Source organism: Niabella soli DSM 19437 (assembly GCF_000243115.2).
GTDB classification, from domain to species: domain Bacteria; phylum Bacteroidota; class Bacteroidia; order Chitinophagales; family Chitinophagaceae; genus Niabella; species Niabella soli.
Genome location: NZ_CP007035.1, coordinates 3,748,838 through 3,764,430 on the forward strand (window position 1 = coordinate 3,748,838; position 15,593 = coordinate 3,764,430).

At 44.4% G+C, this 15,593-nt stretch carries 14 protein-coding genes; 7 read left to right on the plus strand and 7 right to left on the minus strand.

Annotated elements, in window-relative coordinates; genetic code table 11:
• Positions 1–440: 440 nt before the first annotated feature.
• Positions 441–899 (minus strand): hypothetical protein, encoded by a 459-nt coding sequence (locus NIASO_RS15745; RefSeq protein ID WP_008587472.1) that lies wholly within the window; start codon positions 897–899, stop codon positions 441–443.
• 396 nt (positions 900–1,295) lie between these two features.
• On the opposite strand from NIASO_RS15745, the gene NIASO_RS15750 reads away from it, so the two are divergent.
• Positions 1,296–2,435, plus strand: coding sequence for a cystathionine gamma-synthase (locus NIASO_RS15750; RefSeq protein ID WP_008587475.1), 1,140 nt, complete (start codon positions 1,296–1,298; stop codon positions 2,433–2,435).
• Here NIASO_RS15750 and NIASO_RS15755 read toward each other — a convergent pair.
• Positions 2,432–4,030 carry a MutS-related protein gene (locus NIASO_RS15755; protein ID WP_008587478.1) on the minus strand — a complete coding sequence of 533 codons (1,599 nt, stop codon included), beginning with the start codon at positions 4,028–4,030 and terminating at the stop codon, positions 2,432–2,434. The genes NIASO_RS15750 and NIASO_RS15755 overlap by 4 nt on opposite strands.
• Positions 4,031–4,131: 101 nt before the next feature.
• Between NIASO_RS15755 and NIASO_RS15760 the strand changes: the two genes are divergently transcribed.
• The 3 genes from NIASO_RS15760 to NIASO_RS15770 all read left to right on the plus strand — a co-directional run bounded on the left by NIASO_RS15760 (position 4,132) and on the right by NIASO_RS15770 (position 7,001).
• Positions 4,132–5,406: a Fic family protein gene (locus NIASO_RS15760; protein ID WP_008587480.1), complete on the plus strand. Its 1,275-nt coding sequence runs from the start codon at positions 4,132–4,134 to the stop codon at positions 5,404–5,406.
• Positions 5,384–6,181, plus strand: a complete 798-nt coding sequence (locus NIASO_RS15765; RefSeq protein ID WP_008587481.1) for a TIGR02757 family protein — start codon at positions 5,384–5,386, stop codon at positions 6,179–6,181. The genes NIASO_RS15760 and NIASO_RS15765 overlap by 23 nt, the downstream gene beginning before the upstream one ends.
• A gap of 130 nt (positions 6,182–6,311) precedes the next feature.
• Positions 6,312–7,001, plus strand: a complete 690-nt coding sequence (locus NIASO_RS15770) for an SIMPL domain-containing protein (RefSeq protein WP_008587483.1) — start codon at positions 6,312–6,314, stop codon at positions 6,999–7,001.
• Positions 7,002–7,219: 218 nt separating this feature from the next.
• Here NIASO_RS15770 and fumC read toward each other — a convergent pair whose 3' ends face one another.
• Positions 7,220–8,617 (minus strand): class II fumarate hydratase, encoded by a 1,398-nt coding sequence (fumC, locus tag NIASO_RS15775; RefSeq protein WP_008587485.1) that lies wholly within the window; start codon positions 8,615–8,617, stop codon positions 7,220–7,222.
• A gap of 152 nt (positions 8,618–8,769) precedes the next feature.
• Between fumC and NIASO_RS15780 the strand changes: the two genes are divergently transcribed.
• Positions 8,770–9,771: a WG repeat-containing protein gene (locus NIASO_RS15780; RefSeq protein ID WP_008587487.1), complete on the plus strand. Its 1,002-nt coding sequence runs from the start codon at positions 8,770–8,772 to the stop codon at positions 9,769–9,771.
• Between the two features lie 3 nt (positions 9,772–9,774).
• Here NIASO_RS15780 and NIASO_RS15785 read toward each other — a convergent pair whose 3' ends face one another.
• A complete protein-coding gene (locus NIASO_RS15785; protein WP_008587488.1) occupies positions 9,775–10,554 on the minus strand; it encodes an enoyl-CoA hydratase/isomerase family protein in 780 nt (259 codons plus the stop codon).
• Positions 10,555–10,853: 299 nt separating this feature from the next.
• Here NIASO_RS15785 and NIASO_RS15790 point away from each other — a divergent pair, with 299 nt between their 5' ends.
• Both NIASO_RS15790 and NIASO_RS15795 read left to right on the plus strand, forming a co-directional pair.
• The gene (locus tag NIASO_RS15790; RefSeq protein WP_008587491.1) at positions 10,854–12,335 is read left to right on the plus strand and encodes a DUF1800 domain-containing protein; all 1,482 of its coding nucleotides are present in this window, start codon (positions 10,854–10,856) and stop codon (positions 12,333–12,335) included.
• Positions 12,336–12,345: 10 nt separating this feature from the next.
• A complete protein-coding gene (locus NIASO_RS15795) occupies positions 12,346–13,599 on the plus strand; it encodes a DUF1501 domain-containing protein (RefSeq protein WP_008587493.1) in 1,254 nt (417 codons plus the stop codon).
• Between the two features lie 71 nt (positions 13,600–13,670).
• On the opposite strand, the gene NIASO_RS15800 is transcribed toward NIASO_RS15795, so the two are convergent.
• The 3 genes from NIASO_RS15800 to NIASO_RS15810 form a co-directional block, all read right to left on the minus strand.
• Positions 13,671–13,898: a YtxH domain-containing protein gene (locus NIASO_RS15800; protein ID WP_008587495.1), complete on the minus strand. Its 228-nt coding sequence runs from the start codon at positions 13,896–13,898 to the stop codon at positions 13,671–13,673.
• Positions 13,899–14,065: 167 nt separating this feature from the next.
• Complete coding sequence (locus NIASO_RS15805) at positions 14,066–14,815, minus strand: ABC transporter ATP-binding protein (protein ID WP_008587496.1); 750 nt, start codon at positions 14,813–14,815, stop codon at positions 14,066–14,068.
• Between the two features lie 11 nt (positions 14,816–14,826).
• Positions 14,827–15,423 (minus strand): DUF3109 family protein, encoded by a 597-nt coding sequence (locus tag NIASO_RS15810; RefSeq protein ID WP_008587498.1) that lies wholly within the window; start codon positions 15,421–15,423, stop codon positions 14,827–14,829.
• Positions 15,424–15,593: the final 170 nt, after the last annotated feature.

Genomic DNA, 15,593 nt, shown 5'->3' on the forward strand with positions numbered 1-15,593 from the left:
CTTCTGGGTTTAGTAATGAACCGGCATTAATAATATTTCTCTTTTCGGTCAGTAAGACACTGACCCTGGTGCGGCAATGGTTTGTGTCCTCACAAACCAATTATGTTACCCATTTTTAATAAAATTGATTCCGGCTCATTATAACAAAAACGTTCGACCCTTTCAGGGCCGCGCCCTCTACGCATTGTAACTCCTGGCGCAGCCAGGGGCATGTACATTATACCCTTCGGTCACTTTCAGGATGGAGTACGATCGGTTCGTCACGGCCTAAATCCTGAGGATGTACCAAATTATTTCAATCATTTTCAAGAGATGTGTTCAAACGATAGGATGAGAAGGAGGGGTGCTTATAACGAAGGCCAGGCTTAAATAAAAAAGGGAGCAAACAAGAATGCTTACTCCGTATTATACATGAGAAATGTTTGTGTTGTCAGCAGGTACTACAGATCCCCTCTTTTGAATTTTCCTGTTTGTGTAAGGGCACCGTTGGCGTCTATGTGAACGGTGTACATTTTTTGACTGTCACGCATCACTATTTCGTAAGCGGTTCCTGCATCATTGGTGATTTCAGTTACTCCATAAACTTCTTTTCCTTCATATTTGCTTTTAACCTTGTACAATATGTTTGAGGGAAGATTAGTTTCTTTATAATAACGGATCGTGCGCACCAACTTGCCATTGTTGTCGATTATGGCACGGGCGGCAATGGCGCCTGAATTAAAGCTGGCTTCATTGTATTCGGCAGTGGCTTTCCATTGTACATTTTTTGCATCGGCAAAAACCTGGTGAAAAGTTTTTAATACTTTTTCATTAACGGTTGGGTTAATAACCGGGTTGCTGGTGGCAGCCATTGCATTTAATCCTAAAGAAAGAGCGGCAGTAAGAATAAAGAGTTTCATTTTTTAAAGTTTTATAAGTTTATAATTTTATCGTTTGATGATTCAAAAGTAGTGGCAACAGGCCCGCTGAGGCAACCCCTTAATGGCAAACGGTTCAATAAAAGGGGGTGAATGGCGGATTTGCCAGGGCGAAAAACTTTTAAATACATCATACGGGTTTAATTTTTAAGGAAGATCAACTTTCTGTATATAAATCGCCCGAACTTGTTTTTTGTTACAGATCCGTTTATGAAGAAAATGTTAATGCTGACGGCCCTGTTCCCGCCAGGCATTCAAGTTGCAACATCAATTATCAGCTTTCGCAACAGATCCAGCATCTAGTATCCAGTATCCTGTATCCAGTTCCCGCATCCGGTAACCAACCCTTACCTTTGTGCCTTCTAAAATGAGCGGATTATGAAGTTGAATACCAAGATCATTCACGCCGGCGTGGAGCCGGACCCGTCAACGGGAGCAATTATGACCCCGATCTTTCAAACCTCAACCTTTGTGCAGTCGGGGCCCAACCAACACCAGGGCTACGATTATTCCCGGGCAGGGAACCCAACACGTACGGCTCTTGAAAAATCGCTGGCGGCCCTGGAAAATGCAAAGCATGGGTTGGCATTCAGTAGTGGTGTGGCGGCAACAGAAACCGTTGTAAAGTTGCTGAAACCGGGTGATGAAGTAATTGCGGCCAGCGATATGTACGGCGGCACGTATCGCCTTTTTTCTAAAATATGGGAGGGGTTTGGAATAAAATTTATTTACACCGATACCAGTGTTGCCGAAAACGTGGCGAAGGCGGTCACCGATAAGACTAAACTCATCTGGATTGAAACACCTACCAACCCGCTGATGAATATTACGGATATAGCGGCAGTGGCAGCAATCGCTAAAAAAGCAGGTGCCCTGCTTTGTGTGGATAATACTTTTGCATCGCCCTATTTGCAAAACCCTATTGACCTGGGCGCAGATATCGTTATGCATTCTGCTACTAAATACCTTGGGGGGCATAGTGATGTGGTAATGGGGGCCCTGATGTTTAACCATAATGATCTGTTGGAAAAATTGTTCTTTATCCAGAAAAGCAGCGGTGCGGTGCCGGGGCCAATGGATTGTTTTCTGGTTTTAAGGGGAATTAAAACCCTGCACGTACGGATGCAGCGTCATTGCGAGAACGGAAAAAAAGTGGCGGCATTTTTAGCGGCCAATGAAAAAGTAAAGAAAGTGTACTGGTGCGGTTTTGAAGCAGCGCCGGGTCATGCCGTTGCAAAAAAGCAGATGCGTGATTTTGGTGGCATGATGAGTTTTGAACTGCAGGACGATTCGGTTGAAGCGGCTACAAAGGTATTAACCTCCACCAAACTGATTGCCCTGGCTGAAAGCCTGGGTGGCGTGGAATCGCTGATCAATCACCCGGCAACGATGACACATGCTTCCATTCCGCGCGAGGAACGCATAAAAAATGGTTTGAGCGATTCGCTCATCCGCCTGAGCATTGGTATTGAAGATGCCGATGATCTGATTGAGGACCTGCGCGAGGCCATTGGCTAATGCTCTTTTGTGACAAACAACTTTGTATATTCCATCGCCTGTTGAATAACGGGCGGTGGATATTTTTCTATAGCCGCTAACTTTATGGCGTTGCGCGATTGCACTGCACCTTCTTTAATATGATAATCAAACACCAGTTGATCGTTATGTATCGATTCTGAAAAATGATACATTTTATAACTTCCCTTAAGAAAGGTTACAAGCTCAAGGTCATGTGAGGAGGCTATTACCAGGTCTTTATTCCGGTTCAGATACTGAAGCACGGCTAATGACAGGGCCATTCGCTCCGTTGTGTTTGTGCCTTTATAGATCTCATCAATAAGAAATAAATGGTTAAAAGGCGCTTCACTTTGCTGCACCATGGCGCGGATCACTTCCAGCTCCTTGTAAAAATAGCTTTCGTTCTCAAAAAGGTTGTCGGCTATTTTGATGGCAGAATACTGCTTGTACATACTGGTAATAAAGCTTTCTGCAAAACAGAAGTAAAGCGTTTGGGCTAAAATGCTATTGATAAGTACCGTACGCAAAAAAGTGGATTTTCCGGACATATTGGAGCCAGTGATAAAAATATGCTGTTGCTGTACCTGGAACGAATTGCTTACCGGGTCTGTAATTAAGGGATGATAAGCATTTGAGAAGCGGAGTGTCTTTTCTTCGATCGTAAATTCAGGTATGCAGTTCTTGTAAGCCGAATCACTACGCAGTGAGGCCTTGCTCAGGGCAAGGTCGATAGAGCCGATGAACTGATAAATGGTTTTGAAGGCGGCTTCATTGTGCAGGGCTAGTTTGTAACACCTGTTTAAAGCCAGCGGTTCTACCAGGAAAAAACCTTTCAGCAATTCAAAAATCAGCAGCACGATTATGGAAAGATCGTCCGACGGGGTAGGGGCTCCCAGGAACCGGAAAAGCCGGTTAATGGAGGATAATTTTTGTATCGCCGTTTTGATGGCCGCCTGGTTTTCCATAGGCAAATCCAGCGCCACCAGTTTTTGTGCGGTAGTGATGGTGGAAAAGGCTTCGGATACCGTTTGTATACGGTTCTGGCTCCTGTTGCGGTGAATAAAATGAACCAGAATATTTACGAAGAACAAAATAATAAGCAATGAGAATAAAGTATGTACAAATAAACTAAGCACTGTAAGTGTTGCAGCGGCAAGTGCCAGGGTTTTGTAAATGGGGTTTTTCCTTTTATCCTCCCGCCCGGGTGCAAACAAATCGACAATAAAGTAGGTGCCGCTCTGCTCCAGGCGGTATAAATGATATTGAATATTTTTTCGGATTTGTGGATTCGATAAAAAATAATCCGAAAGTTGGTGCGTTACCTTAAGCGCTTCAATATCGTTGGTTGGATGCAGGAGCGTGTGAAAAAGGACTTGCTGTCCGATTCCTGTTTCGGTGCGATCTATACAGGCAAACAGGTCTTCAACATCAATATCCGAAAGCGTTTGATCCGTCAGTCGGTAAAAGGCACTGCCGGTACCAGTTGCCGCGTACCGGCTGATCAGGTCAAAATTCCTGCGTTTTTCTTTTATCTTTCCCCAGGAAGCTGCTGTTTTTTCCTGTATTTTTCTGCGACTACTCCTGAACAAACCCATATATCTTGATTAACGATTGGTAAAGGAATGAATTAATTTTTCAATTTAAAAAATAAAAAACCAACTATATTGCGCACGATTGGTCAATAAAAGCGCAATTTATGAGCAAGGAACTAACGGAAGCGGAACAAAAGGAATTATTTCAGACGATTCTTCAGATCAATAACGGTTATCTCGATTGGGAAAAAGTGCAGCACATGACCCTGCAACCGTTGCTGCTTACCAATGAAGCGATCTGGCAAACAGCAAAAGCGGCAAGAGAGCAAGGCGCTACCAAAAAATTGGAGATGGGAAGCATCGCTTTTACCTGGTCGGTGCCCAATGACACAGAGCAGCTCCTTCACGACCTGGATGTGCATGTAGCCGGTGGTAAAAGCATCCGGGAAGTAATGAATCCCAAAAATGACCACAGGTATATCATAAATGCTCTTATGGATGAGACCATGGCTTCTGCCCAGTTGGCAGGATTTTCCGTCACAAAAAAAATGGTAAAAGAGCTGTTGCTTAAAAAAAAGCCGGCTGCCAATCATACAGAACAGGTCGTGGTTAATCTTTATAAATGTTTGCAGAAAGTAAAGGAATGGGGCAATGATGACTTTACGGAAGTAAAACTTCAGGAGTTGCACCAGTTACTGACAAGAGACACTATTAAATTAAAGGGGATCGGCCGTTATCGAACCAATAATAAATTTGACGTATCTAATATTGAGGACCCTTCCTATAAAGCCGCTGATGTAAAAGAACTGAAGGCGCGGATGCAATGGCTGGAAACATTTATTAACGAAAATAAAAGCCCCTTTTACATTCACCCGCTCATTAAAGCCGGCATCATCGAATTCCTGATCACTTCCTTACGACCTTTTAAAGATGCCAACGGTCGCCTGGCGCGTTTGGTGCGCTATTGGTATTTATTAAAGCAGGGCTACTGGGCATTGGAATACATGCCGGTATCCAACGTTATTATTAAGCTCAAACCTCAATACCATAAGGCATTTGTGCAGGTGCGTACAAATGAAGACCTGGGGTATTTCGTTCATTTTATACTGCAGTCCATAAGAATGAGCTACCGCTCTTTAAAAGAAGGGCTGCAGCGCACCAACCGGGAAAAGGAACAAAACCCATTTGTGAAAATCGACGGACTGAACAACCGGCAGGCTGCGGCGTTACAGTGGATCAAAGAAGATGCGGAAAAGATCATCACCATACGGGAGCTGCGTTCCGGTTTTGGCGTGTCGAAAGAAACGGCCCGTACAGACCTGACCGCGTTAACTGAAACAGGTTGGTTACAATTTTATCATTTAAATAAAAAGACCTATGCCTTTGTAAAAGGAGATCGTTATGATCAGTTAATATATGAAAGCAACGCTCAACAATAACCTGGAAGCATTTTTAAATGCCAAGGCGGCTTACTATGAACAACCGGCATTTATTGCGGATGACCCCATCTCAATCCCCCACCAGTTCTCCCGGAAACAGGATATAGAAATAGCCGGATTTTTTGCCGCTATCCTTGCCTGGGGCAATCGAAAAAGCATTATCAATTCGTGTAAGCGCCTGCTGCAACTGATGGATAACGCGCCCTACGATTTTGTACTGAATTTTGAAGAGCCGGACCTGGAAATGTTACTGAAATTTGTACACCGTACTTTTAACGCAGTTGACCTGTTTCATTTCCTGGACGTACTACAATATCATTATAAAACAAGGAGGCAAACATCATTTGAAACGGCCTTTAGTGATCACCTGATTTCGGGTGACGATTCTGTTGAAAAAGCGCTGATTGGGTTTCATCATTATTTTTTTGATGCAAAAATTTTTCCGCACCTGCCCAAACGCACTCAAAAACATATTGCCACTCCTGAACGTAAATCGGCCTGCAAACGGCTGAATATGTACCTGCGCTGGATGGTGCGCAGCAACGCCAGAGGGGTTGATTTTGGGTTATGGAAAAATATCCGGCCGCATCAATTAATATGCCCGCTGGATCTGCATGTGGCCCGGGTAGCCCGGCATTTTAATTTGCTGCATCGCACCAATAACGACTGGAAGGCGGCAACCGATCTTACAGAGCACCTGAAAACACTGGATCCCACGGATCCCTGCAAATATGACTTTGCCTTATTCGGATTAGGGGTAATTGAACGATTTTAATTGATCGTCGTCAACTTAGATGTAAAAGGAACGTTAAACACCGGTTTGGCTTGTGTAACCAGAAAAAAGTTATCATCATTAAAGCAAATCAGAAACCTTATTTATGAATTATTCTTTAAAATTTAATTGTATGAAAAAAGTATTCGCATTGATGGCAGTATCGTTAATGGCATTTGGAGCACTAAAAGCACAGGGGCCGGACCTGCGCCGGAAAATAACCGTAAGCGGCACTGCCGAAACAGAAGTTACACCTGATATTATTTACGTAAGTATTTCATTGAAAGAATACCTGGATAATGGCAAAAAGAAAATAGCCATCGGTACACTGGAAAATCAATTGTTTGATGCGGTGAAGAAAGCGGGCATTGTAAAAGAAAACCTTACTATCAACAATATCAATAGCTGGCAGAATACAACCGGGAAAAAGAAGAATCCCGATTTCCTGGCCAGTAAACAATACCTGTTAAAAATGAGTGACCTGAACAAACTGGAGCAGATCCTGGGCGATGTTGATGCAAAAGGAATTCAGAGCACCGGCATCCAAAGCTATGATTACTCAAAAATGGATCAGTTAAAAAAAGACCTGAAAATTAAAGCATTAAAAGCTGCCAGGGAAAAAGCCGCGTATATGGTGGAAGCCCTGGGTGGTAAACTGGGGGATGTACTGGAGATACAGGATGGAGGCGATAGTCCTGTGCAGCCGGTAGTATACCGTGCTTATGCAATGAAAGCCGATTCCGAAGCCGTTGGCGGCGCGGACCTCGACTTCAAAAAAATTAAATTAAACTTTACGGTAAATACCGTTTTTGAGATCAAATAAGGATTAAGAGCGAGGAATAAAAAGAGGCTGTTTTTTGACAGCCTCTTTTTTATCGTCATGTTGAACGAAGCGCAACGTAGTCGAAACATCTCATTAATTAGCGGCGCTCTTTTTTTCTAAAAGTCGAAAGGTTTCCTGCTTTGAAGAGATGCCTCCGCTTCGGTCGGCATGACGTTTCCTTATGCAGATCTATTCTCGCCAACGTACTGCATTTGGTATTAAATCTTTCCTACCATTTTCGCGGGCACCACCCATTCGTCAAATTCTTTTTCGGTAAGGTAGCCCAGTTTTACCGCCATTTGTTTCAGGGTTGTATTTTCTTTATGCGCTTTTTGTGCGATCTCAGCCGCTTTGTAATAACCGATCTTTGTATTCAGCGCCGTTACCAGCATCAGTGAATTGTCCAGGTGTTTCTTGATGTTCTCTTTAATAGGCTCAATGCCCACTGCGCACTTATCATTAAAGGATACACAACCCTCCCCGATCAGCCGGGCGCTGTGCAGGAAGTTATAGATCATCATGGGTTTGAATACATTCAACTCAAAATGGCCGCTGGCGCCGCCTATGTTAATGGCCACGTCATTACCTAATACCTGGGCGGCGATCATTGTTAATGCTTCGCATTGTGTGGGATTCACCTTGCCGGGCATAATGGAAGAGCCTGGCTCATTGTCCGGGATATGGATTTCGCCAATACCACTGCGTGGTCCCGAGGACAGCATGCGTACATCATTTGCAATCTTCATCAGGCTTACGGCTATGGTTTTTAACGCGCCATGTGCTTCTACGATGGCGTCATGCGCGGCCAGGGCCTCAAATTTATTTTCAGCAGTTTTAAAGGGTAGTTTTGTCAGCCTTGCTATTTCTGCCGCTACATTTTTTGCATAGTCGGGAGGGGTGTTAATACCGGTGCCTACAGCGGTTCCACCCAACGCCAGTTCCGATAAATGCGGCAGTGTGTTTTTGATGGCTTTCAGACCATGATTTAACTGGGAAACATACCCGCTTATTTCCTGTCCAAGCGTAAGGGGTGTGGCATCCATGAAATGGGTACGACCGATTTTTACCACTTTCATAAATTGCCTGCTTTTCTTTTGCAGGGTATCCCTCAATTTCTCAATTCCGGGGATTGTAACTTCTACCAGTATTTTGTAAGCGGCAATATGCATGGCCGTAGGAAAAGTGTCATTGCTGCTTTGCGATTTATTAACGTCATCGTTAGGATGCAGGACCTTTTCTTTATCAGTTAGTTTGCCTCCATTCAGAACATGGCCTCTGTAGGCAACCACTTCGTTCACATTCATATTGCTTTGAGTGCCGCTGCCTGTTTGCCATACCACCAGTGGAAAACTATCGTCCAGCTTGCCTTCCAGAATTTCATCGCAAACCTTCCCGATCAACACGGCCTTTTTCTTTTCAAGTACTTTAGCTTTATTATTGGTATTGGCCGCTGCTTTTTTTAAATAGGCAAAGGCCCTGATGATTTCTTTGGGCATCCGGTTAATGTCGGTAGCGATCCGGAAGTTTTCAACAGAGCGTTCGGTTTGGGCGCCATAGAGCGCATCGGCAGGTACTTTTACCTCACCCATCGTGTCTTTTTCAATTCTGTAATCCATATTCTTGTTTTTAGTAGCTATTAGGAGCACAAAGGTATCATTAATAAACATTCAGTACCTTCAATCCGGATTTTGTTTCAGGGCGCATACACAAATTCATAAAAGACGTCTAACATTCAGGTCTGAATTGAAAATCTGTTTAAATGTGTGTTATGAAAAACATGAAATTATATATGGTGCTGATAGTGTTACTGGTACCGGTACTGTTATTCGCCCAGCAACGGCTGTATTATTTCCAGGACCAACGTACCGGTTTAATAGGTGTAAGAGATCAGGCGGGCACTGTTATTATACCGGCGCGCGGGCACTTCTACCGGGAACTGGATTCCCGCCAGCCTATTGCTGATTCACTCATCAATCTTTTGGATGTGCGGCATCGCCGCGACAGCACTGCTGCCGTTGCGTTTGGAAGCACTTATGACCGCCGGGGAAATTTTAAGTTTCATCCGATGGCATTTGATAACGGGCCCGATTATTTTGTAGAAGGGCTATCCCGCTGTGTAGATAATGGAAAAGTTGGATTTGTAAATCTTCAGGGCGCTGTGGTGATCCGGCCGCAATGGGATTGGATGTCGCCGTTTAATTATGGTTATGCATCGGGTTGTAATAAGTGCTACCTGGATCGTAGCACGGATCCCGAACATGCCTCAGTTGCATTGAATGCCGGAGGCGAAAAAATTTATATCAACCGGCAGGGACAATCGGTACCACTGATGAACCATCGCCAGTCGGACAAAGACCTGCCCATTGACGGAGGCTTTCTGCCGTATCCCTTTCATTACGATGCTTCCGAACAAAGCATCGTGGATAGTTTGAATGCATTAGAGGCGTTGTCAAAAATTTATGCAGCCTATCTGCCCAAGCCGGTAACCGGAACATCAGGGCAATTGCATTTTGAGATCCTGGAAGCGCCTACCGCGGCCGATCCGTATTACCAGATACAGGGATTTACTTATGATGATATGCAGGGAGTGGACCAGTTTTTATTTTTCAGGGACCGGGCCGGCCGGTTCTATCATGCGGGTCCGGGAGGCAGGTTGATCCCGATGAACAACTGGCTGAAGGCATCGCTCCAGAATTGTGGCCGGTATTTTAATGAGCACCGGAATGCTCCCAATAAATTTAACGTAAACCAATACCTGAAAGAACTATAACGCTCAGGAGCCTTTGAAAACAGCCTTCCGTTTTTCCAGGAACGCGGCAATGCCCTCTTTTGCGTCTTCAGTAGCGATCAGTTTTCCAAAGTTTTGGGCCTCCCTTTTGTATCCCGCGTTTCCTGTTTCATATGCAAGGTTAGCGGCCTCGATACAACCTGCTATGGCCAGCGGGGCTTTGGTATTAATAAGAGAAAGGAGTGCTTTTGCTTTAGTGAGCAGGTCGGCCTGTGGCACTACATGATTTACGAGGCCGTAATTGAATGCAGTAACCGCATCGATCATGTTTCCCATAAGCAATAGCTCGATCGCCCGGCCCTTGCCAACGAGCTGGGTCAGCCGTTGGGTACCCCCATAGCCGGGTAATAATCCAAGGTTCACTTCGGGTTGCCCGAACTTTGCATTTTCGCTGGCAATACGAAAATGACAGGCCATCGCCAACTCACAGCCGCCGCCTAATGCAAATCCGTTTACTGCAGCGATGACCGGTTTACCCGAATGTTCTATTTTTGAGAACAAACGCTGTCCTTTTGCCGAAAGCGCTTGTCCTGTTTGCGCATCCAGGGCCGTAAACTCGGCAATGTCCGCTCCTGCAATAAAGGCTTTTTCACCGCTTCCCGTAATAATCGCCGATTTTAAAGAATCATTTGCAATAAGGTCATCGATGGCGTGTTCCAGTTCATTTAAGACCATCTGGTTTAAAGCATTAAGTTTTTCTGGCCGGTTTATTGTTATGAGTAAAATAGCGTTTTCTATACTGGTAGTAAGGGTCTGATAGCTCATATTGATCATTTTTACAAACCTACATGAAATTTCTTGTTCATGAAATTTACCGGCCGCTGCCATTATGGATTAAAGATGATGCCCGCGAAAGGGGCATCCACGCGCAAGAAAGGTTCTCACGGATGCCACAGAAAAGCACAGAAGCATGAGGTTTCGAAGTGTGAGCGTGATGTTATTGAGGGATTGCAAGGGAATAAATCCGTGAAATCTGTAAGCCTACATTTCTCTTGAATTTGGTATATTTATTCAAGCCGTTAAACCATAAGGATAAAATAAGGTCAACAATAAAAAACAATGCAATGGCGGCCTCCAATCAAAAAAAGAATCAGCATCTGCTATGGCGTGCAGGTTTCGGGCCAGCGGTAGAACAACTGCAGGAACTGGCAAAGTACACGCCCCAGGAATATTACCAGGCATTGGTGAATGCCTCAAACAAAAAACCGGCGTATATCAACATCGCAAGCCCCGATTTAATGGAATTGTATGAGGCTTATCTGGATCCGGCAAAAAGATCAAAACTTACAGGGGATGACCGGAAAATATTGAACCGTAAACAGCAGCAAAGTGTAAAAGACCTTAATTTATACTGGCTAAAAGAGTTGATAGCCAGTGATGCCCAGTTGCGCGAAAAAATGGCCTTTTTCTGGCATGGCCATTTTGCCAGCCGGAATGGGAACCTTTTTTACAACCAGCTATTTCTTCAGACACTGCGTGAAAATGCCCTTGGGAACTTTCGAACCTTGCTGAAAGAAGTTTCCAAATCGGCCTCCATGCTGTATTTTCTCAACAATCAGCAAAACCGGAAGGGGCATCCCAATGAGAACTTCGCCAGGGAAGTAATGGAATTATTTACTCTGGGACGCGGACATTATACGGAAACGGATATTAAAGAGGGCGCGCGGGCTTTTACGGGCTGGACGGCTAACGCCAGGGGCGAATTTAATTTTGCAAAGAACCAGCACGATACAGGAGTAAAAAATTTCCTGGGGAAGAAGGGTAATTTTGACGGCGATGAAGTGCTGGATATTATTGCCGATAACCCGCAGACGGCGCGGTTTATAACAGAAAAGATTTATAAATTTTTTGTAAATGAAACGGTTGATAAAAATATTGTTCAATCGTTATCCGATTCGTTTTACAAAGATTATGACATTGGAAAACTGATGGGGCAGATCTTTACATCGGATTGGTTTTACGATGAAAAAAATATCGGTTCGCGTATTAAATCACCTATAGAGTTGTTGGCGGGCATTCAACGGATGGTGCCCATGCAACTGGATAATGACAATGCATTAATGAACCTGCAGCGCATACTGGGACAGCAGTTGCTTTATCCGCCCAATGTGGCAGGATGGCCCGGAGGAAAATCATGGATCGATAGCAGTACCCTGATGATGCGGCTGCGCATTCCTCAGTTGTTTAACGACAAGGACCTGTTGAACGTAAAGCCCAAACAGGACGATGATATTATGATGGGCCGCAAAGCGGATGGTATGGCAAATATCCCGGGCGCGAAACCCGCAGTTAAAAAGCAACCGGCGAAACCCAATCCTGGTGCAGGTTTGATCAACGCCAAAATAGATTGGGGGCAATATGTTTCGAAATTTGAAAAAACGAAAAGGGAAGCTATTTTTCCTGCCATTTCTGATTATTTATTCCAGGTAAATGCTGTAAACGTAGACCAGGTAGCTACTAAATACGTCGATGCTTCTGACAGAGACGCCTATATTCGCTCCGTCACCATACAGCTCATGAGTACACCCGAATATCAAATGTGTTAAACCACGATCTATGAACAAGAAAAGCGCATCCTTCCTCAGTAAAAAATATTCCGGTTTTGGCCCTTTGATCCGGCGTAAAGAATTTTTACAAATAAGTTCTTTTGCAACGGCAGCTATGATGATGCCCAAATTTTTAAAAGCGCTGGAAAATAATACAGCCGTGCCGCCGGGAAATAAGGTGGTAGTGGTATTACAACTGAGCGGAGGCAACGACGGGCTTAATACGGTAATCCCCGTTCGCAACGATATCTATTACAAATCAAGACCGGGCATTGGTGTGCAAAAGGACAAAACCCTGGCGTTAACGGATGAAGTTAGCCTGCACCCTTCGCTGGTTGCCTTAAAAGCGTTATATGATGAAGGCAACCTGGCTATTTTGAACAATGTGGGTTACCCCAACCCGGATCGCTCCCATTTCAGGAGTATGGATATCTGGCATTCTGCAAGCCAGTCCAGTGAGTTCTGGAATAACGGCTGGATCGGCCGCTACCTCGATGCACAGTGCCAGGGTTGTGATAAACCCACTCAGGCCCTTGAAGTAGATGACGTGCTCAGCCTTGCATTAAAAGGAGAACAGAACAATGCGCTTGCGGTGAAAGATCCCCGTCGGCTGTTCGGAACCTCCAATGAAAAGTACTTCCGCGATATCGACAAAAATTTTCATAACGATCATCATGATGAAAAACCGGTGGATTACCTGTACAAGACCTTATCAGAAACCTTATCGTCCGCCGATTATATTTTTAAACAAAGCAAACTGCATCCTACTTCCGGCACGTATCCCAATACTGAGCTTGGGAGCGGCCTGAAAACCATTGCCTCGCTTATATTTTCAGACATCAACACCAAGGTATATTATATTTCGCTGGGAAGTTTTGACACGCACGTGGGGCAGGAAGCCCAGCAATCGCGCCTCTTTACGCAATTGAGCGATGCGGTTAAGGCGTTTACCGATGATCTGAAAAAGAATGGCCGGATGGAAGATGTACTGTTGTTTACGTTTTCAGAGTTTGGTCGCAGGGTGGCGCAAAATGCCAGTAATGGCACCGATCACGGAACCGCCAATAATATGTTTTTAATAAGCGGAGGGTTGAAGCAAAAAGGACTTTTAAACGGCATGCCCAACCTGGAAGATCTGAACCAGGGAGACTTAAAATATAATATAGATTTTAAGAACGTGTATGCCACCGTATTGGAAAAATGGCTGGCAGCAGATTCCGGTAAAATTTTAAAGGCGCATTATAATACCATGGACTTTATTTAGTAAGCAAAATTCGAACAAAAAACCCTGCACCTGTTTTAGATGCAGGGTTTTTTATGATTCCCTCAAAAAAACTAAAGACTTTCTGCTTTTATATTCTGGGCCTCATCGTGCACATAGTCTTCAAGCTCATCTGCCCTGTCTTCAAAGCGGTTGGCTATATTGTCGATAAAATCCGCAAACTGATCCTTAAGATCGTTTCCTTTATCGGCTATCCGCCGGCGGGTAGTGGTACCCTTTTCCGGGGCATACAAAATTCCAACCAAAAGACCAAGGGCAAAGCCGGTAACTAGCTTATTCATAATAATGTATTTTTAGGGGTTAAACTTATAGTTGTTATAATAAAGGTACACAAATAGCTGGCCAAAAACAGGATGCCATTCAAATTTTCATGATCGTCATGCCCATCTTAGGGAGGCATCCTGTTAAAACAGCAATTGAAAACAAGGAAGATTGATGAACCGTATCATTAGTCCCGGTAGGCCCTGCCGGTCAGTTGTAAAAATAATCCTTCCAAGTCTTCCTGCTGATGTGTTTTCGTCAGCTCATTTAACGTGCCCTGACTGATGATGCTACCCCCGTCAATCAACGCGATTTCCGTGCAAAGATCTTCGGCTTCTTTTAATTGGTGCGAGGTATATACCAAAGTGGTGCCATCCTTATTGATCTCTTTTAAAAAAGCAATGATCGCATTGCGCGATTGCACATCCACGCCCACGGTGGGCTCATCCAGGAATAAAACAGCCGGCCGGTTCATCACGCCGATGGCAAGGTTGATCCGGCGTTTCATGCCCCCGGAAAACTCTTTTAAAAGTTTATCGGCCACATGACTTAGCCCCATAACAGCTAAGAGCTGTTGGGTTCTTGTTTTGATTTCTGTTTTTTTTAACCCATACCAGGCGCCAAAAAATTCCAGGTTTTCAACAGGGGTTAACTCTTCATAAAAGGAAAAGTCCTGCGGCACAAACCCGATATTATTTTTTACAAAATCAGCGTTGTCTTTGATTTCTGTATCGAACAATTGAATCGATCCGGACCGGTAGGGAAGCAGGCCCGTCATTAAATTCATTAATGTGGTTTTCCCCGCGCCATTAGGCCCAAACAGACCAAAACGGCTGCCCTCTTTTACCCGCAGTGACAGTTGGTGTATCACCGGTTGCCCGGCTTTACGATAACGGTAACTCAGATCTTTTATGATCAGTGCCTGCTGTTCGTTCATTGCGTATAAGATTATTCTTCAGAGCCGGCTGCGCCTTGTTTTGCTATCTGGTCCAACACATCATAAAACTCCTGGCCATATTTTCTTACCAGCGGTTCTTTTAGAAATTTATATACGGGTACCTGCAACGATTCCCCCAGGGCACAGGCGGGACTGCATAATCTTTTCCGCGGTTCATAATTTAACCGTTCATAATCGCCGTGCTTGCCCTCATAGGCGATGATGGGATAAAGGTGGCAACTGATGGGTTTTTTCCAGGAGATCTTTCCTTCATTATACGCCTGTTCAAAGGCGCATTTGATCAGGCCATCGGGTTCGCGGTAGGCATATACGCAAATCTCATTGTCACTGGGGAGCGTAGGGGTTACCCAGCCAAATTCTTCATCGTACTGGTATTTGCCTTTCTTCTCTATCTGTTTGACGGCCGCTTTGGTAAGATAGGGTTTGATGGTGGGATAGTACTCGTCCACCAGGTCCAGCTCTTCCTTGGTAAGCGGCGCGCCGGCATCTCCTTCTTCACAGCAACCGCCCTTGCATTTGGAAAGATCGCAAACAAAGGCATGGTCTATTACATCGTCGCTTATTAATTTATTTTCAATTATGATCACTTCAGTTTTTTTTTGTAAAAAGAGGTTATCTCAAAAGCAATAGCTGTCGGGAAGGCGGTGCGGCGGTACCTTAAGGGCAATTAAAAAACAACCCCTTTCCGCTTTACCGGCAACACATTCACTTCCGGTTTTTATATAGCCTTGTATTTTTTTAATGTTTAAGTTCTGTT